The organism is Pseudomonas sp. R3.Fl, assembly GCF_023516765.1.
GTDB classification, from domain to species: domain Bacteria; phylum Pseudomonadota; class Gammaproteobacteria; order Pseudomonadales; family Pseudomonadaceae; genus Pseudomonas; species Pseudomonas citronellolis.
Window position 1 is genome coordinate 6,429,010 of the sequence record NZ_JAMGSO010000001.1, and the last position, 19,867, is coordinate 6,448,876.

Sequence of the window (19,867 nt, forward strand, 5' to 3'; positions counted from 1 at the left end):
CGGCCGGGTCGCCATGCACTCGTAAGCCGTGCTTCACAATCCCTGGTCGAACAGCTTCTGCACCACCGAGAAGTCCTTGTCGCCGAAGCCCTGCTTGAGCAGCAGGCGGTAGAGGCTGGTGGCCAGGCTGCCCAGCGGCGTGGCGTTGCCGGTGAGCTGCGCGGCCTCCTGGGCCAGGCCGAGGTCCTTGGCCATCAGCGCGCTGAGGAAGCCGCCCTCGTAGCCGCGCGAGGCCGGGGCGTTCTCCATCACCCCGGGCCAGGGGTTGTAGACCTCCAGCGCCCAGTTGCCGCCGGAGCTGCGCCGCATGATCTCGGACAGCACCAGCGGGTCCAGGCCGTTGGCCACGCCCAGGGCGAGGGATTCGGCGGTGCCGATCATGAGGATGGCCAGCAACTGGTTGTTGCACACCTTGGCCACCTGGCCGGCGCCGTCGCTGCCGGCGTGGAAGATGTTGCGGCCCATGGCGGAGAAGATCGGCTTGGCCTTCTCCAGCACCTGGGCATCGCCGCCGACCATGAAGGTGAGGGTGCCGGCGACGGCGCCGCCGACGCCGCCGGAGACCGGCGCGTCGAGCATGGGAATCCGGCGTTCCGCCGCCGCATGGTGGACCTTGCGCGCCGAGGCCGGGGCGATGGTGGAGCACTCCAGCACCAGGGTGCCGGGGGCGATGTGCTGCAGCAGGCCCTGCTCGCCGAGGTAGAGCCCCTCGACGTGCTGGCTGGCCGGCAGCATGGTGATCACCACGTCGACGCCGTCCACCGCGTCGTGGGCGCTGCGCGCGGCGCTGGCGCCCAGCGGCACCAGGCCGTCGACGGCGCTCTGCACCAGGTCGAAGACCCGCAGCAGGTAACCGGCCTTGAGCAGGTTGGCGGCCATGGGCGCGCCCATGTGGCCGAGGCCGATGAAGGCTATCTGTTTCATCCGCGTTCTCCTCTGGTTGCCAGGGGTGAACGCCACGAAGCACGTCTTTGCGTAGGAGCGAGCTTGCTCGCGAACCTGCCTCACGCCGGGGCTGCCGGTGAAAAGCGTTCGCGAGCTAGCTCGCTCCTACAGGGGAGGGGGCGGGGCTACAGGTCCGCCAGCGGGTGCGCGCCCTCCCAGGTCGCCTCGAAATGCGCGTCCACCACTGCCTCAGGTATGGCAGCGATCCGTGGCCAGTGCCAGTGCGGCGTGTTGTCCTTGTCGATCAGCCGGGCGCGCACGCCCTCCGGGAATTCCGGGTGGCGGCAGCAGTTCAGGCTCATGGCGTATTCCATGCGGAACACCTCGGCGAGCGACGAATGGCGCGCGCGGCGGATCTGCTCCCAGACCAGCCGGGCGGTCAGCGGGCAGCCGCTGGCCAGGGTCCGCGCGGCCTTGGCCAGCAACGGATCGGTGTCGTTCTGCAGGGCGGCCAGGGCCTGCCAGGCGTCGTTGGCGTCGGCCACGTCGAGCAGCTGGTCCAGGCGCTCGCGGCGCGGCAGCAGCTGGGCCTCGGGCAGTTCGCCGCGGGCCTCGTGCTCCAGGGCGCGGAGCAGGCTGTGCAGCTGCACCTCGGGCTGTTCGCGCCAGTTCAGCTGGATCAGCCCGGTGATCAGGTCCTCCTGCTGGTTGTCCAGCAGGAAGCGGTCGGCCAGGTCCAGGTCCAGCGCGTCGCGGGCGTTCATCTGGGTGGCGCCCAGGCCCAGGAACAGGCCCAGGCGCCCCGGCAGGCGGGCGAGGAACCAGCTGGCGCCGACGTCCGGGTACAGGCCGATGCTCACCTCCGGCATGGCCAGGCGGCTGGACGGGGTGACGATGCGCACCCCGGCGCCCTGCATCAGGCCCATGCCGCCGCCCATGACGTAGCCGTGGGCCCAGCAGATCAGCGGCTTGCCGTAGCTGTGAATGAGGTGGTCGAGGCGGTATTCGTCGGCGAAGAAGCGCCGCGCCAGTTCCGGCACCTCGCCGGGGTGTTCGCGGCAGGCGTCGACCAGCTTGCGCACGTCGCCGCCGGCGCAGAAGGCCTTGGTGCCGGCGCCGCGCAGCAGCACGCAGGCGATGTGCGGGTCGTCGCGCCAGATCTGCAGGCGCTGCAGCAGCGCCTCGATCATCGGCAGGCTGAGGGCGTTGAGGCTCTTTTCCGCATCCAGCGTCGCTATGCCGATGCGGAAGCCGTGCAGCCCGTGGCGTTCCTCGAAAAGTACATTCATCGGGTCATCCTTACTTGTTGCGCCAGTTCGGTTCGCGTTTTTCCAGGAAGGCGTTGACGCCCTCGCGGGTGTCGTCGGCGTCGAACAGGTCGACGAAGCGCTCGCGCTCCTCCGGCAGCCAGGTGTTCGGGCCGCGCTCGCGGGCGCCCTGGATCAGCGGCTTGATGGTGCGCACCGCCACCGGGCTCTGCCGCGCCACCTTGGCCGCCAGCAGCAGGGCGGTGCCGCGGGCCTCGCCGCTGTCCACCACCTGCTCGACCAGGCCGATGCGCTGGGCGGTCTCGGCGTCTACCCGCTCGCCGCAGAGGATCATGCGCTTGGCCCAGCCTTCGCCGACCAGCCAGGCCAGCGCCTGGGTGCCGCCGGCGCACGGCAGCAGGCCCACCGCGGCCTCGGGCAGGGCCATCTGCGCGTGGCGCTCGGCGATGCGGATGTCGCAGGCCAGGGCGCATTCCAGGCCGCCGCCCATGGCGTAGCCGTTGATCGCGGCGATGGACACGCCGCGGAAGTCGCGCAGGGCCTCGAAGGCCTCGCCGAAGCGCCGGGCCATTTCGCGGGCGCGGGCCTTGTCGCCGTCGGCGAACATGTTCAGGTCGGCGCCGGCAGAGAAGAACTTCGGCCCCTGGCCGGTGATCACCAGGGCGTAGATGTCGTCGTCGCGGTTGAGGTGCTCGATGAGCTGGCGCAGGCCGATCAGCGAGTCGCGGTCCCAGGTGTTGGCCGGCGGGTGGTTGATGGTGACCAGCGCGGTGTGGCCGTGCTTCTCCACGGTGAGTTTGTGGGTCAGGTCGAAGTGGCCGGGCTTGTAGGGTTCGACTGCGGTGCTCATGGGGTTCTCCTTGGCAGGGCGCGGGCCGTGGCCGGCGCCGGGGTATGCGGGGACTCTAGGGGGCCCGGGCCCGGGCGTCCATGTCCGTTGCGTTCGGATTGGACCGCCCGGGCGGGCGTTTTTTCCATCTTTCTGCGCGGCGCTTTTCGTGGCATGGGTATCGCTTCGCTCAACCCATCCTACGGGGCTTCGTGCTTTCCGCTTTCCGCTTTTCGTAGGAGCGAGCTTGCTCGCGAACAATCGGGACGGGTTCGCGAGCAAGCTCGCTCCTACGAAGATCAAAGGCGCTACAGCAGGCGGTCGAGCATGCCGCCCTGGTCGAGCAGGCGGCGCGCGACTATCACCCGCATGATCTCGTTGGTGCCCTCGAGGATCTGGTGCACGCGGCTGTCGCGCACCCAGCGCTCCAGCGGGTAGTCGTTGAGGTAGCCGTAGCCGCCGTGTAGCTGCAGGGCCTCGTTGCACAGGGCGAAGCAGCGGTCGGTGGCGAAGCGCTTGGCCATGGCGCAGTACAGCGTCGCCTCGGCGTCCTTGTGGTCCAGCTTGTGCGCGGCCAGGCGCACCATCTGGCGGCTGGCGGTGAGGTCGGTGAGCATGTCGGCCAGCTTGAACTGCAGGGCCTGGAACTCGGCCAGGGCCTTGCCGAACTGCTTGCGCTCCTCGACGTAGCGCAGCGACTGCTCCAGCGCCGCCTGGGCCGCGCCCAGGGAGCAGCTGGCGATGTTCAGGCGGCCGCCGTCCAGGCCCTTCATGGCGTAGACGAAGCCCTGGCCTTCCGGGCCGATGCGGTTGCCCGCCGGGATGCGCACGCCCTCGAAGGTGATGGTGCGGGTGGGCTGGGCCTTCCAGCCCATCTTGTCCTCGTTGCGGCCGTAGCGGATGCCTTCGGCGTTGGCCGGCACCAGGAAGCAGGATATGCCCTTGGCGCCGTCCGCGCCGGTGCGCGCCATGACGATCAGCACGTCGGTGGAGCCTGCGCCGGAGATGAAGGTCTTGGCGCCGTCCAGCACGTATTCCTCGCCGTCGCGGCGGGCGCGGGTGCGCAGGTGCGCGGCGTCGGAGCCGGCGTCCGGCTCGGTGAGGCAGTAGGAGGCCAGCGACTCGCCGCCGATCAGCCCGGGCAGCCACTGCGCCTTGAGCGCCGCGTCGCCGAAGCTGGCGAGCATCCAGGCGGCCATGTTGTGGATGGTGATGTAGGCGGTGGTGGCCACGCAGCCGGCGGCCAGTTGCTCGAAGATCAGCGACGCGGACAGCCGCGACAGGCCCAGGCCGCCGTCGTCCTCGGCTATGTAGAGGCCGAGGTAGCCCTGCTCGGCGGCGCGGCGGATGACGTCGACCGGGAAGTGGTGCTCGCGGTCCCAGTCCGCGGCGTGCGGCGCCAGTTCGTGGCGGGCGAAGGCCTTGGCGCTTTCCACCAGCAGGCGCTGTTCTTCGCTGAGATCGAATTCCATGGAGCTTCCTCGGTTTGTTCTTGTGGAGTGGGACAGCCTGCCACGGTTATAGCGCGAGGCGGGCCCCGCTGTGGATTGACGATCTTGCCTCGGGGATGGACGATCTTGGCATTGGATCGACTTCCCAGGGTATTCATCCGCATGTCCGGCAGCCCGCTTCTCTCGGCCTGGCCCCTGCCGCAGCAGGGCGTCCGCTTCATCACCCCGCCGCGCCTGCGCCGCGCCCTGGCCCGGCACCCGCTGGGCCAGGCCTGCTACCCGCTGGCGCTGGGCTATTACCCGGCCGCCGCCGGGCACCGCATGGAGCGCCAGGCGCCGGACGATCACCTGCTGATCTACTGCAACGCGGGGGAGGGCTGGCTGACCTGCGCGGATGGACGATTCGAGGTGCTGGCCGGCGACCTGCTGGTGCTGCCCAAGGGCCTGGCCCACGCCTATGGCGCCGCGCCCGGGCGGCCCTGGTCGATCTACTGGGTGCACCTGGACGGCGCCCTGGCCGAGGAGTTCCTGCGCCCGCTGGGCTCCTCGCCACGCTTGCGGGTGGGCGTGCAGCCGCGCCTGCGCGGGGAGTTCGACGCGCTGCTGGCGCTGCGCCGCCAGGGCCTGAGCCTGCCGCACTTCATCCACGCCGCGCATTTGCTGCAGGCCCTGCTGACCTCCCTGGCGCTGCGCCCGGTGCGCGCCCGGCTGAAGTCCGGCGCGGTGCTGGACATCGAGGCGGTGCAGGCGCTGATGCGCGAGCACCTGGACAGCAGCCTCAACCTCGACGAGCTGGCCGCGCAGTTCCGCCTGTCGCGCTTCCACTTCGCCAAGACCTACCGCGCCCTGACCGGCCAGGCGCCGATCCAGGACTTCATCCGGCTGAAGATGACCCACGCCTGCCGCCTGCTCGACCAGGGCCACCTGGAGGTGCGCCAGGTGGCTGAGCAGCTCGGCTATGCCGATGCCTATTACTTCTCGCGGCTGTTCAAGCGGGTGGTGGGGATGGCGCCCAGCCACTATCGGGCGCTGCACCAGGGCTGAGGCTCAGCGGCCGGCGAGCAGGCGCTGCCAGAGCTTCACTTCTTCGTTCAACTGCGTGCGCAACTGCGGGATGGGCTGTTGCAGCGCCGGGCAGTTCTGCGCCAGGCGGCGGAACGCCGGCAGCTCGGCCAGGGCGTCGCCGGCCAGGGCCGGATTGCGCAGTTGCTCGGCCACCTGCACCAGGTCGGCGAGGTCGGCCGGGCCGTCGTGCTCGCGGTTCCAGCGGCTGCGCTGGCGGGCGCATTCGATGGTCAGGGTGGGCAGCTTCCAGACGGTCATGATGACCACGCCGATGTCGCCGGACAGTTGCTCGCACAGGCGCTGCAGCGACTCGGCATCGCGCGGGTACTGCGGCCAGCGCTCCAGCTCGGCCAGCAGCGGCAGGCTGCCGACGTCCTGCAGCAGGCCGGCGAGGATGGCGTCGTCGGCCTCGGCCACCTGGCTGTGCTGGGCGAGCAGGGCGCTGTAGGCGGCGCGCTCGCGGGCGGCGTTCCAGCGCGCGCGGAACATCTGCTGGAGGATGCGTTCCTTGCCGATGTAGAGGTTGCGCAGGGAGAAGCCCAGCACCAGGTTGCCCAGGCGCCGCGTGCCCAGGCGCGCCAAAACGTCGCGCAGCGAGGCGCAGGGGCGCGCGCCGCGCAGCAGCGGGCTTTCGGCGAACTGCATGAGGTAGGCGGCCAGCGGCGGGTCGGCGTTGATCACCCGCGCCAGCTGCTCCAGCGAAGTACGCGCATCGCCCAGCAGGCGGCGCACGCGCAGGTGCGACTCGGGCATCTGCGGCACCTTGGCCTCGCCCTTGAGGAAACGGTTGTACAGCGCGAAGCGCACGGCGTCGGCAGGGGGGATGGCAGGAGAGCTTTCCGAGGGATCCATGGACTTTGCCGCATTGACAAGGGGCGGGAGCTTTTCTTAGGGTGCGGCGGCCATGTTCCATCAGGTGTCCCATGACCGAGACCGACGATCGTATCAAACTGGAAGAGAGCTGGAAGAGTGCCCTGCGCGAGGAGTTCGACAAGCCGTACATGCGCGAGCTGGGCGAATTCCTGCGCAAGGAGAAGGCCGCCGGCAAGGTGATCTACCCGCCGGGCCCGCTGATCTTCAACGCCCTCGACTCCACGCCGCTGGACAAGGTGAAGGTGGTGATCATCGGCCAGGACCCCTACCACGGTCCCGGCCAGGCCCACGGCCTGTGCTTCTCGGTGCAGCCGGGGGTGCCGGCGCCGCCGTCGCTGCAGAACATCTACAAGGAGCTGCAGCGCGACCTGAACGTCCCCATTCCCAGCCACGGCTACCTGCAGCACTGGGCGGAGCAGGGCGTGCTGCTGCTCAACACCTCGCTGACGGTGGAGCAGGCCCGCGCCGGTTCCCACGCCCAGGCCGGCTGGCAGCAGTTCACCGACCGGGTGATCGAGGTGGTCAACGAGCGCTGCGACGGCGTGGTCTTCCTGCTCTGGGGCTCCCACGCGCAGAGCAAGCAGAAGCTGATCGACCCGCGCAAGCACCTGATCCTCAAGTCCGCCCATCCGTCGCCGTTGTCGGCTTACCGTGGTTTCCTCGGCAACGGGCATTTCAGCCGGACCAACAAATTCCTCGAGCAGAATGGCAAGACGCCGATCGATTGGGCGTTGCCGGATATTTGAGGGGCTGGGGCGGCGTGGTGTATGCCGGGTGTTTCGGTGCTGGGGGTGGCCGCGGGCCCTCTCCCCAACCCTCGGCTGCGCGCCCCGCCCTGAAGGGAGAGGGGGCTGTCCTGAGCGGAGTGGAAGTCAGGCTTCATCCTGAAAGTTCTACTGCGTTGCGGTATCAGGCTGAAACCGATCAACCCGGCCGCGCCGAACGGCCCCCTCTCCCTCTGGGAGAGGGCTGGGGTGAGGGTAAGGAGGCAACCCGAAACACCATTGCCGACGGGGAGCACAATCGCGGACGGAGTCCGCTCCTACCCCCTCCGGTAAGCACAAGACCCGTAGGATGGTGTTGAGCGAAGCGATACCCATCACCGCAACTGCCAGCGGTGAACACCGTTCGCGAGCAAGCTCGCTCCTACGAAAAGCCTTCAGCCTTCAGCCTTCTCCGCTCAGCTCTCCGGCAGCGTATAGCGCTCGGCGAAATACTGCCGGAAGAACTCCACCGCCACCCGCACCCTGGCCGAGCTGGCCAGGGGCGAGGCGTGCACCGCCCAGATGTCCGCCTGCTGCTGGTATTCCGGCAGCACCTGCACCAGGCGGCCGTCGGCCAGGCTGTCGTGCACGTCCCACCAGGAGCGCAGGAGGATGCCGCGGCCGTCCAGGCACCACTGGTGCACCACTTCGCCGTGGTTGGATGACAGCGGACCGGTGACCTTCACGTTCTCCTCGCCGCTGGGCCCCTCCAGGTGCCAGACGCCGAAGGGGTGGTCGCGCTCCTTGATCACCAGGCAGTCGTGGCTGGTCAGCTCGGCCAGGCTGCGCGGCGTGCCGCGGCGTTCCAGGTAGGCCGGCGCCGCGCAGAGCACCCGGCGGTTCTTCGCCAGGGGCTTGGCGATGAGGTTGGCGGCGATCTCGTTGCCCACGCGGATGTCCAGGTCCACGCCCTCGGCCACCAGGTCCACCAGGCGGTCGTGGACGTCCAGGCGGATGTCCAGCTGCGGGTAGCGCGCCGCCAGCTCCGACAGCGCCGGGGCGACGAAGCGCCGGCCCAGGCCCAGGCTGCTGGCGATGCGCAGTTGGCCGCTGGGCTCGCGGTGCAGCGCCGAGACCTCGTCGCCCATGCGCTGCACCGAGTCGAGGATGCGCAGCGCCCAGTGGTACACCCGTTCGCCGTCCTCGCTCACCGACACCCGCCGGGTGGTGCGGTGCAGCAGGCGCACGCCGAGGTTCTGCTCCAGCAGGCGGATGCGCTTGCTGATGAAGGCGGTGGACATGCCCAGCTCGCTGGCGGCGGCGGCGAAGCTCGCGCGCTTGGCGACCTGGACGAAGACGGCGAGGTCTTCCAGGTTCGGCAGATTGTTCACGATTCGTGTCTTAAGAATCCATGGAAAGCGGGATTATGTTTTCGAATGGCGCTTATAGCATGGTCGGCACGACAAGCCCTACAGCCACAAGAGTGTGCCCAGCATGAGCAAGACCTATCGCATCGCCGCCATCGCCGGCGACGGCATCGGCAACGAAGTCCTCCCCGAAGGCCTGCGCGTCGTCCAGGCGGCGGCCGCCAAACACGGCCTGGCGCTGGAGTTCGAGCACTTCGAGTGGGCCAGCTGCGACTACTACCTGCAGCACGGCAAGATGATGCCCGACGACTGGTTCCAGCAGCTGCAGGGCTTCGACGCCCTGTACTTCGGCGCCGTCGGCTGGCCGGACAAGGTGCCCGACCACATCTCCCTGTGGGGCTCGCTGCTGAAGTTCCGCCGCGAGTTCGACCAGTACGTGAACATCCGCCCGGTGCGCCTGTTCCCCGGCGTGCCGTGCCCGCTGGCGAACAAGCAGCCCGGCGACATCGACTTCGTGGTGATCCGCGAGAACACCGAGGGCGAGTACTCCTCCCTGGGCGGGCGCATGTTCGAAGGCACCGAGAACGAGTTCGTGCTGCAGGAATCGGTGTTCACCCGCCGCGGCGTCGACCGCATCCTCAAGTACGCCTTCGATCTGGCCCAGAGCCGCGAGCGCAAGCGCCTGACCTCGGCCACCAAGTCCAACGGCATGGCCGTGAGCATGCCCTACTGGGACGAGCGCACCGAGGCCATGGCCGCCAACTACCCGCAGATCACCTGGGACAAGCAGCACATCGACATCCTCTGCGCGCGCTTCGTGCTGCAGCCCGAGCGCTTCGACGTGGTGGTGGCCTCCAACCTGTTCGGCGACATCCTCTCCGACCTCGGCCCGGCTTGCGCCGGCACCATCGGCATCGCGCCCTCGGCCAACCTCAACCCCGAGCGCAAGTTCCCCTCGCTGTTCGAGCCGGTGCACGGCTCGGCGCCGGACATCTACGGCAAGAACATCGCCAACCCCATCGCCATGATCTGGTCCGGCGCGCTGATGCTGGACTTCCTCGGCCAGGGGGACGCGCGCTACCGCGCCGCCCACGACGACATCCTCGCGGCCATCGAGCAGGTCATCGCCGAAGGCGAGGTGACCCGCGACATGGGCGGCCAGCGTTCCACCCAGGAAGTGGGCGAGGCCATCGCCGCACGCGTCGCCGGCTGAGTTACCCGGCGGCCCGCTGCGCAACGGGAAGGCGCAGCGGGCCGCCAATCATCCGGAAAGCCCCATCAGACCTGCGCTTCAGGCTTGCAGGCAGAAAGCGTTGCGGGCACAATGTTAACCATTGGATTTTGGTTAACTTAAGGTTTACAGAGGAAAGAGCAAGCTCAGCCGAACGAAACAGCCCTTCCCACCCACAGACGGGATTTGCCTACCCGCGGGCGGGGAGACTTCCATAGCTCCAGGAGTCGATTGATGTCGCACAAGAACAAAAAGATTGATGTGTTCCTGATTACCGTAAGCCTCGTCGCCGTGCTGCTCACCGTGGTCGGCCTGGCCGCGTTCCCGGAACAGTCCGGGCAGCTGGCCAACACCCTGTTCGAACTCTCCACCCGCACCTTCGGCACCAGCGTGCAGCTGCTGGTGTTCTCCAGCTCCCTGGTGGTGCTGTACCTGGCCTTCAGCAAGTACGGCCACATCCGCCTGGGGAGCGGCAAGCCGGAATATTCCACCGCCACCTGGGTGTTCATGTTCATCTGCGCCGGCATGGGCTCCTCGACCCTGTACTGGGGTGTGATGGAGTGGGCCTACTACTACCAGACCCCCGGCCTGAACATGGTTCCCGAGTCGGCCCAGGCGCTGGAGTACAGCGTCAGCTACTCGTTCTTCCACTGGGGCATCAGCGCCTGGTCGATCTACGCCCTGGCCTCGCTGGCCATGGCCTATCACTTCCACGTGCGCAAGAAGAGCGGCCTGAACCTGGCCTCCATCGTCGAGGCCGTCACCGGCTTCAAGGCCACCGGCCCGGTGGGCCGCGCGGTGGACCTGATCTTCCTGCTGACCATGATGGGCGCGCTCACCGTGTCCCTGGCGCTGACCGCCTCGACGCTCACCCGCGGTCTCTCCGGCCTGGTCGGCACGCCGGACACCTTCATGGTGCAGCTGATGGTCATCGGCGTGATCGCCGTGCTCTTCTCGCTCAGCTCCTACATCGGCATCGATGGCGGCCTGCAGCACCTGAGCAAGATGGTCTGCTACGGCGCCCTGGTGTTCGCCGCGGTGGTGCTGCTGGTCGGCCCGACGCAGTTCACCATCAACAACACGGCCAACGCCTTCGGCCTGATGATCCAGAACTACGTGCACATGAGCCTGTTCACCGACCCCGCCGGGGACGGCGCCTTCACCCGCAACTGGACGGTGTTCTACTGGCTCTGGTGGGTGTCCTACGCGCCCGGCGTGGCCATGTTCGTGACCCGCGTGTCGCGCGGCCGGCAGATCAGGGAAGTGGTGTTTGCCCTGTTGATGGGCGGCAGCTTCGGTTGCTGGTTCTTCTTCGGCGCGCTGGAAAGCTACAGCATGCACCAGTTCATCACTGGGGCCATCGACGTGCCGAAGATCCTCAGCGAACACGGCGGCGAGAGCGCGGTGGAAGCGCTGCTGGCGGCCCTGCCGATGGGCAAGGCGTTCCTCGCCGTGTACCTGTTCATCATGGCGGTGTTCTGCGCCTCGCACATGGACGCCGCGGCCTACGCGGTGGCCGCCACCAGCACCCGCAACCTGCAGGAAGGCGACGACCCGACGCCGACCCACCGGCTGTTCTGGTGCGTGACCCTGACCCTGGTGCCGCTGGCCATGCTCTTCGCCAAGGCCTCGCTGTCGACCATGAAGACCGCGGTAGTGCTGACCGCCATCCCGTTCATGGCGATCCTGCTGGTGAAGATCTACGGCTTCCTCAAGTGGATGGTGCAGGACTACGGCTCGATGCCGGCGCACCTGATCGAGGAAGAGGCCACCCGCCTGGCCGGCGAGGAGCCCCATGCAGAGCCGCAGCCGGTGGCCGCCGCGGCGCCCGCGCAGTAAGCGATACGGCCCGCCTCCCGAGCGGAGGCGGGCACCCCGCGGCAAATTTTTTTGCCCGGCTTGTTAACCAGCAGATATCCGTTAACCAATAAGTAAAAAGCACGGCGACGCCCGTGCCTGAAACCGGAGACCAACCGATGAACGACTTCCAACGCCTGCCGGCCGATTTCTGCGCCAACCACGAAGAAGCCTTCACCATTCCCGCGCACTTCTACACCAGCAAGGCGGTGTACGAGCACGAGAAGGAAAACATCTTCGCCCGCAGCTGGATCTGCGTGGGGCACCGCAGCGAAGTGGCGGAGAACAACGCCTACATCACCCGCGAGGTGATCGGCGAAAGCATCATCGTCGTGCGCGGCCGCGACGGCGTGCTGCGGGCCTTCTACAACGTCTGCCCGCACCGCGGCCACCAGCTGCTGGAAGGCAGCGGCAAGGCCAAGAACGTCATCGCCTGCCCGTACCACGCCTGGACCTTCAAGCTCGACGGCGAGCTGACCCACGTGCGCAACTGCGACGCCGTGCAGGGCTTCGACAAGGGCGACTACGGCCTGGTGCCGCTGCGCGTGGAGGAATACGCCGGCTTCATCTTCATCAACATGGACAACGACGCCGGCAGCGTCGAAGACCAGTTGCCGGGCCTGCAGGCGCGCATGCGCCAGGCCTGCGCGGTGATCGACGACCTGCAGCTGGCGGCGCGCTTCGTCACCAGCACCCCGGCCAACTGGAAGTCCATCGTCGACAACTACCTGGAGTGCTACCACTGCGGCCCGGCGCACCCCAGCTTCGCCGACTCGGTGGACGTCGGCCAGTACGGCCACACCCTGCACGGCAACTGGAGCCTGCAGTACGGCATCGCCAAGTCCTCGGAGCAGTCGTTCAAGGTCGATGAATCGGTCAAGGACCCGTCCTTCGCCGGCTTCTGGGCCTGGCCGTGCACCATGTTCAACGTGCCGCCGGGCGCCAACTTCATGACCGTGATCTATGAGTTCCCGGTGGACGCCGAGACCACCCTGCAGCACTACGACATCTACTTCCTCGACAAGGAGCTGACCGAGGAGCAGAAGGTGCTGGTGGAGTGGTACCGCGACGTGTTCCGCCCCGAGGACCTGCGCCTGGTGGAAAGCGTGCAGAAGGGCCTGAAGTCCCGCGGCTACCGCGGCCAGGGCCGGATCATGGTGGACAAGCAGCGCAGCGGCATCAGCGAGCACGGCATCGCCCACTTCCACAACCTGATCGCCGTCGCCCACCTGGACGACTGATGGCCAGCGCCGCCGGCCCGCGTGGCCGGCGGCGCTGCCTGGAGAGACTTGCGTGAAACTCAACGATTCGAAACTGTTCCGCCAGCAGGCCTACATCGCCGGCGCCTGGTGCGACGCCGACGACGGCCGCACGGTCGCGGTGACCGACCCGGCCAGCGGCGAGCTGCTCGGCCATGTGCCGCTGATGGGCGGCGCCGAGACCGTGCGCGCCATCGAGGCCGCCGACGCGGCCCTGGAAGGCTGGCGCGCGAAGACCGCCAAGGAGCGTGCCCAGGTGCTGCGCCGCTGGTTCGAGCTGCTGCTGGAACATGAAGACGACCTGGCCCGGCTGATGACCTTCGAGCAGGGCAAGCCGCTGCACGAGGCCCTGGGCGAGATCCGCTACGCCGCCTCCTTCGTCGAGTGGTTCGCCGAGGAAGGCAAGCGCATCTATGGCGACGTCATCCCCAGCCCGAGCAACGACAAGCGCCTGCTGGTGATCAAGCAGGGCATCGGCGTGTGCGCGGCCATCACCCCGTGGAACTTCCCGGCGGCGATGATCACCCGCAAGGTCGCCCCGGCCCTGGCCGCCGGCTGCAGCGTGGTGCTCAAGCCGGCCAACGAGACGCCGTTCAGCGCCCTGGCGCTGGCCGAACTGGCCGAGCGCGCCGGGCTGCCGGCGGGGCTGCTGAACATCGTCACCGGTGACGCCGTGGCCATAGGCGCGCAGCTCACCGGCCACCCGCTGGTGCGCAAGCTGACCTTCACCGGCTCCACCCCGGTGGGCCGCCTGCTGATGGGCCAGTGCGCCGAGACCATCAAGAAAGTCTCCCTGGAGCTGGGCGGCAACGCGCCCTTCATCGTCTTCGACGACGCCGACATAGACGCGGCGGTGGAAGGCGCGCTGATCGCCAAGTACCGCAACGCCGGGCAGACCTGCGTGTGCGTCAACCGTTTCTACGTGCACGACGCGGTGTACGAGCGCTTCGCCGCCCGCTTCGTCGAGCGCGTGCGCGAGCTCAAGGTCGGGCATGGCAGCGCCGAGGGCACCCAGGTCGGCCCGCTGATCAGCGACAAGGCGGTGGCCAAGGTGCGCAGCCTGATCGACGACGCCGTCGGCAAGGGCGCCGAACTGGTGCTGGGCGGCCGCAGCCATGAACTGGGCGGCGGCTTCTTCGAACCCACGGTGCTGGCCGGCATCCGCCCGGGCATGGCGCTGCTGGAGGAGGAAATCTTCGGCCCGGTGGCGGCGCTGGTGCGCTTCTCCAGCGACGCCGAGGTGATCGAACTGGCCAACGCCACCCAGTACGGGCTGGCCGCCTACTTCTACAGCCGCGACGTCGGCCGGGTGTTCAAGGTGGCCGAGCGTCTCGAATACGGCATGGTCGGCATCAACACCGGGCTGATCTCCAACGAGGTGGCGCCGTTCGGCGGGGTGAAGCAGTCCGGCCTGGGCCGCGAGGGCTCCAAGTACGGCATCGAGGACTATCTGGAAATCAAGTACCTGTGCCTCGCCGTTTGAGCGGGGAGAGGTCACGGGGAGCGGCAGGGCCTGCCGCTCGCCCTTGCAGTCGAGGTGAATGATGGCCAACAAATACGAGATGTTCAGCGTCCGCGTCAGCGCGGTGGAACAGGCGACGCCGCTGATCAAGCGCTTCACCCTGGTGCGCGAGGACGGCCAGCCGCTGCCGGCGTTCAGCGGCGGCAGCCATGTGATCGTGCAGGACCCGGCGGGTAGTTTCAGCAACGCCTACTCGCTGATGAGCGACCCGCGCGACCTCAGCCACTACCAGATCGGCGTGCGCCTGGAAGAGCAGTCCAGGGGCGGCTCGGCCTTCATGCACCAGCAAGTGGAGGTCGGCACCCGGCTGACCATCTCCACGCCGAACAACCTGTTCGCCCTGGACCCGAGCGCCGGGCGCCACGTGCTGATCGCCGGCGGCATCGGCATCACCCCGTTCCTGGCCCAGCTGCACGACCTGGAAGGCGGTGACACGCCCTACGAACTGCACTACGCGTTCCGCAGCCCGGAGCACGGCGCGTTCCAGGCCGAGCTGGAGCAGGGCCCGCACGCCGGGCACGTGCGCTTCTACATCGACAGCCTGGGGCGCAAGCTCGACCTGGCGGCGCTGTTCGCCGGCCTGGCCGGGGATGCCCATGTGTACGTGTGCGGGCCCAAGCCGCTGATCGATGCGGTGATCGAAGGCGCCAAGGCAGCCGGCATCGCGGACGAGCGCGTGCACTGGGAACAGTTCGCCGCCGCCCCGGCCGAAGGCGCCGCCTTCACCGTGGTGCTGGCACGCTCCGGCCGCGAACTGCGGGTGGAGGAGGGCATGACCATCCTCCAGGCCATCGAGAACGTGAAAGCGGCCAAGGTCGAATGCCTGTGCCGCGAGGGCGTCTGCGGCACCTGCGAGACGGCCATCCTCGAAGGCGAGGCGGAGCATTTCGACCAGTACCTGAGCGACGCGGAAAAGGCCTCGCAGCAGAGCCTGATGCTCTGCGTATCGCGCGCCCGGACGGCGCGGCTGGTGATCGATCTCTGACACCGATGCGCTTCGTAGGAGCGCGCCCTGCGCGCGAATCGCGGGCAGGGCCCGCTCCTACAGGTGGTTAGCCGGAGGTACCGGCGCGATTCGCGGATGAGATCCGCTCCTACAGGGTGGCCTCATGATTACGCCAGGGCTGCTCTTCGTAGGAGCGAGCTTGCTCGCGAACCCAACCATCCGTCACTGGATTCCCGCGTTCGCGGGAATGACGAGGGGGTTTTTAGGAGTATCAGGATGACTCCGAATTCCCCGCTCGCTCCGAACAGCCCCCTCTCCCGCTTGCGGGAGAGGGTTGGGGAGAGGGGCTCTTCGCGCCCGGCCAGCCTCAATGCTTGATCATCACGTGCCGCGCCACCGTGTAGTCCTCCAGGCCGTACAGCGACAGGTCCTTGCCGTAGCCGGACTGCTTGAAGCCGCCGTGGGGCATTTCGCTGCACAGCATGAAGTGGGTATTGACCCAGGTGCAGCCGTACTGCAGGCGCGCCGCCACCCGGCTGGCGCGGCCGACGTCGCGGGTCCACACCGAGCTGGCCAGGCCGTACTCGGAGTCGTTGGCCCAGCGGATGGCCTGCTCGGCGTCGCTGAACGGCGTGACCGAGACCACCGGGCCGAACACCTCGTTGCGCACGATCTCGTCGTCCTGCTGGGCGTTGGCCACCACCGTCGGCTGGTAGAAGAAGCCGTTGCCGGCCACCGCCGCGCCGCCGGTGGCGATGCGGATGTGCGGGCTGGCCTTGGCCCGTTCGACGAAGCCGGAGACGCGCTCGCGCTGGCTGGCGGTGATCAGCGGGCCCAGCTCGGTGGCCGGGTCGTCCTGCAGGCCGGTCTTCAGGCTGGACACGGCGCTGGCCAGGTCGGCGACGAAGTTGTCGTAGATCTTCTTGCCGGCGTAGATGCGGCAGGCCGCGGTGCAGTCCTGCCCGGCGTTGTAGAAGCCGAAGGTGCGGATGCCATCGACCACGTCGGCCAGGTCGGCGTCGTCGAAGACGATCACCGGGGCCTTGCCGCCCAGTTCCATGTGCAGGCGCTTCACGCTGTCGGCGGCGCTGCGGATGATGTGCTTGCCGGTGCCCACCGAGCCGGTCAGCGAGACCATGCGCACCAGCGCGTGGCTGACCAGCGGGCTGCCCACCGTGGGGCCGCGGCCGAACACCAGGTTGACCACCCCGGCGGGGAACAGCTCGGCGATGAACTCGGCCAGGCGCAGGGCGGTCAGCGGCGTCTGCTCCGAGGGCTTGAGCACCACGCAGTTGCCGGCGGCCAGGGCCGGGCCGAGCTTCCAGGCGGCCATCATCAGCGGGTAGTTCCAGGGCGCGATGGAGGCGATCACCCCCACCGGGTCGCGGCGGATCATCGAGGTGAAGCCGGGCAGGTACTCGCCGGCCGCCGAGCCGGGCAGGCAGCGGCAGGCGCCGGCGAAGAAGCGGAACACGTCGGCGATGGCCGGGATCTCGTCGTTCAGCGCGGCGGCGTAGGGCTTGCCGCAGTTCTGCGATTCCAGGCGCGCCAGCTCCGCGGCGTGTTCCTCGATCTTGTCGGCCAGGCGCAGCAGGAGCTGCGCGCGGTCCTTCGGGGTGGTCTGCGACCAGCCGTCGAAGGCGGCGTCGGCGGCGCGCACGGCGGCGTCCACCTGGGCCTCGCTGGCCTCGGCTATCTGGCCCAGCACCTCGCCGGTGGAGGGGTTGAGGATGTCCAGTTTCTCGCCTTCGCCGGCGACGAACTGGCCGTTGATCAGGAGTTTGCTTTGCATTGCGGGGCTCCTCTGCTTCGGTGGCTGGATGCCCGCCGCGGCGGGCCGCCGGTTCACTTGCCGCCGCCGGCCACGTCGCTGGTGCCGCGGGTCAGGTAGTAGGCGCCGAGGATCGGCAGCATGGTCGCCAGCATCACCAGCATGGCCACCACGTTGGTGATGGGCACGTCGCGCGGGCGCGTCAGCTGGTTCAGCAGCCACAGCGGCAGGGTGCGCTCGTGGCCGGCGGTGAAGGTGGTGACGATGATCTCGTCGAAGGACAGCGCGAAGGCCAGCATGCCGCCGGCCAGCAGGGCGGTGGCGATGTTCGGCAGGACGATGTAGCGGAAGGTCTGCCAGCCGTCGGCGCCCAGGTCCATGGAGGCCTCGATGAGGCTGAACGAGGTGCGGCGGAAGCGCGCGATCACGTTGTTGTAGACGATCACCACGCAGAAGGTGGCGTGGCCGATGACGATGGTCAGGAAGCCCGGCTCGATGCCGAGGGTCTTGAACGCCGAGAGCAGCGCGATACCGGTGATGATGCCAGGCAGGGCGATGGGCAGGATGAGCATCAGCGAGATGCCTTCCTTGCCGAAGAAGTCGCGGCGGTACAGCGCGCCGGCGGCCAGGGTGCCGAGGACCATGGCCACCAGGGTGGCGACGCAGGCGATCTTCACCGACAGCCAGATGGCGTCGAGCACGTCGCCGCGCTGGGCCACCTCGGCGAACCAGCGCAGGGTGAAGCCCTGCAGCGGGAAGCTGTAGGCCGACTCCTCGGTGTTGAAGGCGTAGAGCAGGATCACCAGGATCGGGAAGTGCAGGAACACCAGCCCGCCCCAGGCGGCCAGGCGCAAGGCCCAGGAAGCTCGCTCAGAGTGCATCGAAGGCCCCCAGCCGCTTGGCGATGGACAGGTAGACGGCGATCAGCACGATGGGCACCAGGGTGAAGGCCGCGGCCAGCGGCATGTTGCCGATGGAGCCCTGCTGCACGTAGACCATGGTGCCGATGAACAGCCCGCTGGGGCCCACCAGCTGCGGGATGATGAAGTCGCCCAGGGTCAGGCTGAAGGTGAAGATGGAGCCGGCCACCACGCCGGGGAAGGCCAGCGGCAGGATGACCTGGGCGAAGGTCTGCCGCGGCCGCGCGCCCAGGTCGGCGCTGGCCTGCAGCAGCGACGGCGGCAGGCGTTCCAGGGCGGCCTGGATCGGCAGGATCATGAACGGCAGCCAGATGTAGGTGAACACCCAGAAGCGCCCCAGGTGCGAGGTGGACAGGGTGTTGCCGCCCACCCCGGGCACGTCCAGCAGCAGGTTGAGCAGGCCCAGCAGGTGCAGCTTCTCGATGATCCAGTAGAGGATGCCGCCCTTGGCCAGGATCACCGTCCAGGCGTAGGCCTTGACGATGTAGCTGGCCCACATCGGCAGCATCACCGCGATATAGAAGAAGGCCTTCTCCTTGGGCCCGGCGAAGCGCGCCATGTAGTAGGCGATGGGGAAGGCCAGCACGGCGCTGGCCAGGGACACCGCCACGGCCATGCCCAGGGTACGCAGGACGATGTCGTAGTTGGCCGGGTTGAACAGCGCCGCGTAGTTGGCCAGGGTCAGCTGCGGCGTCACCGCCATGGTGAAGTCGTCGAAGGTGTAGAAGCTCTGCCAGAGCAGGGCGAACAGCGCGCCGATGTAGATCACCCCGAACCACAGCAGCGGCGGGATCAGCAGCATCAGCAGGTAGAGGCTGCTGCGCCGGTAGAGGAAGCTGGAGACGGCGCGCATCATGGCAGCGGTTCCTCGCGCAGCGGCACCAGCGCGCTGCGCGCCCAGCAGGCGCTGACCGCCTCGCCGGGCTGCGGGCGCTGCTCCTCGCGCTCGCCGTTGGGCAGCGCGGCCACCAGCCGGCCGCCGGCGTCCAGGGCGATTTCGTAGCGGCTGGCGGCGCCCAGGTACTGCACGTCCACCAGGGTGCCGGCGACCTGCAGCTCACCCTCGCGCGGCTGGCCGAAGCGCACGTGCTCCGGGCGCAGCGACCAGGCCCCGGCCGCGCCGAGCAGGCGCTGGGCGAGGTCGCCGCGCAGCACGTTGGCGGTGCCGACGAACTCGGCGACGAAGGGCGTGGCCGGCTTCATGTAGAGGTTGCGCGGGGTGTCCACCTGTTCGATGCGGCCCTTGTTGAACACCGCCACGCGGTCGGACATGGACAGCGCCTCGCCCTGGTCGTGGGTGACGAAGATGAAGGTGATGCCCAGCTGGCGCTGCAGTTTCTTCAGTTCCACCTGCATCTGCTCGCGCAGCTTCAGGTCCAGCGCGCCGAGCGGTTCGTCCAGCAGCAGCACCCGCGGGCGGTTGACCAGGGCCCGGGCCAGGGCCACGCGCTGGCGCTGGCCGCCGGAGAGCTGCGCCGGCTTGCGGCTGCCGTAGGTGGCGAGGGCGACCATGTCCAACGCCTCTTCGGCGCGCTTGAGCCGCTCGGCCTTGGCCACGCCCTTGACCTTGAGGCCATAGGCGACGTTGTCCAGCACGTTCATGTGCGGGAACAGCGCGTAGTCCTGGAACACCGTGTTCACGTCGCGCTCGTAGGGCGGCAGCCCGGCGGCCTCCTGGCCATGGATGCGGATGGAGCCGGAGGAGGGCTGCTCGAACCCGGCGATCAGGCGCAGGCAGGTGGTCTTGCCCGAGCCGGAGGGGCCGAGCATGGAGAAGAACTCGCCATCGCGGATTTCGATGGACACCCGGTCGACGGCTTTCACCTCGCCGTAGTGGCGGCTCACCTCGGTGAACTGGACGGCTGTGGTCATGGCGCTACCCGCGTGGCTGGTGTGCTTTAACAGGGTAGTGCATGGGG

At 68.5% G+C, this 19,867-nt stretch carries 17 protein-coding genes; 7 read left to right on the forward strand and 10 right to left on the reverse strand.

The window, feature by feature from the left end:
• Positions 1-33: 33 nt before the first annotated feature.
• The 4 genes from mmsB to M8R19_RS28505 form a co-directional block, all read right to left on the reverse strand.
• On the reverse strand, positions 34-924 hold the full coding sequence (mmsB, locus tag M8R19_RS28490; RefSeq protein WP_061562120.1) for a 3-hydroxyisobutyrate dehydrogenase: 891 nt from the start codon (positions 922-924) through the stop codon (positions 34-36).
• A gap of 146 nt (positions 925-1,070) precedes the next feature.
• The gene (dspII, locus tag M8R19_RS28495; RefSeq protein WP_249919595.1) at positions 1,071-2,174 is read right to left on the reverse strand and encodes an enoyl-CoA hydratase/isomerase DspII; all 1,104 of its coding nucleotides are present in this window, start codon (positions 2,172-2,174) and stop codon (positions 1,071-1,073) included.
• A gap of 10 nt (positions 2,175-2,184) precedes the next feature.
• Positions 2,185-3,003, reverse strand: coding sequence for an enoyl-CoA hydratase (locus M8R19_RS28500; protein ID WP_009618757.1), 819 nt, complete (start codon positions 3,001-3,003; stop codon positions 2,185-2,187).
• Between the two features lie 287 nt (positions 3,004-3,290).
• The gene (locus M8R19_RS28505) at positions 3,291-4,454 is read right to left on the reverse strand and encodes an isobutyryl-CoA dehydrogenase (RefSeq protein ID WP_058070267.1); all 1,164 of its coding nucleotides are present in this window, start codon (positions 4,452-4,454) and stop codon (positions 3,291-3,293) included.
• A gap of 141 nt (positions 4,455-4,595) precedes the next feature.
• On the opposite strand from M8R19_RS28505, the gene M8R19_RS28510 reads away from it, so the two are divergent.
• On the forward strand, positions 4,596-5,477 hold the full coding sequence (locus M8R19_RS28510; RefSeq protein WP_116424051.1) for an AraC family transcriptional regulator: 882 nt from the start codon (positions 4,596-4,598) through the stop codon (positions 5,475-5,477).
• 3 nt (positions 5,478-5,480) lie between these two features.
• On the opposite strand, the gene M8R19_RS28515 is transcribed toward M8R19_RS28510, so the two are convergent.
• Positions 5,481-6,350, reverse strand: coding sequence for an HDOD domain-containing protein (locus tag M8R19_RS28515; RefSeq protein WP_249919596.1), 870 nt, complete (start codon positions 6,348-6,350; stop codon positions 5,481-5,483).
• A gap of 71 nt (positions 6,351-6,421) precedes the next feature.
• Between M8R19_RS28515 and ung the strand changes: the two genes are divergently transcribed.
• Positions 6,422-7,117, forward strand: coding sequence for a uracil-DNA glycosylase (gene ung / locus M8R19_RS28520; protein ID WP_116424049.1), 696 nt, complete (start codon positions 6,422-6,424; stop codon positions 7,115-7,117).
• Between the two features lie 434 nt (positions 7,118-7,551).
• On the opposite strand, the gene M8R19_RS28525 is transcribed toward ung, so the two are convergent.
• Complete coding sequence (locus tag M8R19_RS28525) at positions 7,552-8,466, reverse strand: LysR substrate-binding domain-containing protein (RefSeq protein WP_249919597.1); 915 nt, start codon at positions 8,464-8,466, stop codon at positions 7,552-7,554.
• Between the two features lie 103 nt (positions 8,467-8,569).
• On the opposite strand from M8R19_RS28525, the gene M8R19_RS28530 reads away from it, so the two are divergent.
• The 5 genes from M8R19_RS28530 (at position 8,570) to M8R19_RS28550 (ending at position 15,296) form a co-directional block, all read left to right on the forward strand.
• Positions 8,570-9,655, forward strand: coding sequence for a tartrate dehydrogenase (locus tag M8R19_RS28530; RefSeq protein WP_058490192.1), 1,086 nt, complete (start codon positions 8,570-8,572; stop codon positions 9,653-9,655).
• A gap of 252 nt (positions 9,656-9,907) precedes the next feature.
• Positions 9,908-11,512 (forward strand): BCCT family transporter, encoded by a 1,605-nt coding sequence (locus M8R19_RS28535; protein WP_283939520.1) that lies wholly within the window; start codon positions 9,908-9,910, stop codon positions 11,510-11,512.
• 137 nt (positions 11,513-11,649) lie between these two features.
• Positions 11,650-12,771 (forward strand): aromatic ring-hydroxylating oxygenase subunit alpha, encoded by a 1,122-nt coding sequence (locus M8R19_RS28540; protein ID WP_249919599.1) that lies wholly within the window; start codon positions 11,650-11,652, stop codon positions 12,769-12,771.
• 52 nt (positions 12,772-12,823) lie between these two features.
• The gene (locus M8R19_RS28545) at positions 12,824-14,272 is read left to right on the forward strand and encodes an NAD-dependent succinate-semialdehyde dehydrogenase (RefSeq protein WP_249919600.1); all 1,449 of its coding nucleotides are present in this window, start codon (positions 12,824-12,826) and stop codon (positions 14,270-14,272) included.
• 61 nt (positions 14,273-14,333) lie between these two features.
• Positions 14,334-15,296 carry a PDR/VanB family oxidoreductase gene (locus tag M8R19_RS28550; protein ID WP_249919601.1) on the forward strand — a complete coding sequence of 321 codons (963 nt, stop codon included), beginning with the start codon at positions 14,334-14,336 and terminating at the stop codon, positions 15,294-15,296.
• Positions 15,297-15,624: 328 nt separating this feature from the next.
• Here the strand turns inward: M8R19_RS28550 and M8R19_RS28555 are convergent, their stop codons facing one another.
• The 4 genes from M8R19_RS28555 to M8R19_RS28570 are packed head-to-tail and all read right to left on the reverse strand — an operon-like array spanning position 15,625 to position 19,820.
• The gene (locus M8R19_RS28555; protein WP_249919602.1) at positions 15,625-17,049 is read right to left on the reverse strand and encodes a gamma-aminobutyraldehyde dehydrogenase; all 1,425 of its coding nucleotides are present in this window, start codon (positions 17,047-17,049) and stop codon (positions 15,625-15,627) included.
• 53 nt (positions 17,050-17,102) lie between these two features.
• Positions 17,103-17,909: an ABC transporter permease gene (locus tag M8R19_RS28560; protein ID WP_009618775.1), complete on the reverse strand. Its 807-nt coding sequence runs from the start codon at positions 17,907-17,909 to the stop codon at positions 17,103-17,105.
• On the reverse strand, positions 17,899-18,804 hold the full coding sequence (locus M8R19_RS28565) for an ABC transporter permease (protein WP_249919603.1): 906 nt from the start codon (positions 18,802-18,804) through the stop codon (positions 17,899-17,901). Before M8R19_RS28565 ends, M8R19_RS28560 begins: the two co-directional genes overlap by 11 nt.
• On the reverse strand, positions 18,801-19,820 hold the full coding sequence (locus tag M8R19_RS28570) for an ABC transporter ATP-binding protein (RefSeq protein WP_116424042.1): 1,020 nt from the start codon (positions 19,818-19,820) through the stop codon (positions 18,801-18,803). The genes M8R19_RS28565 and M8R19_RS28570 overlap by 4 nt, the downstream gene beginning before the upstream one ends.
• Positions 19,821-19,867 lie beyond the last annotated feature (47 nt).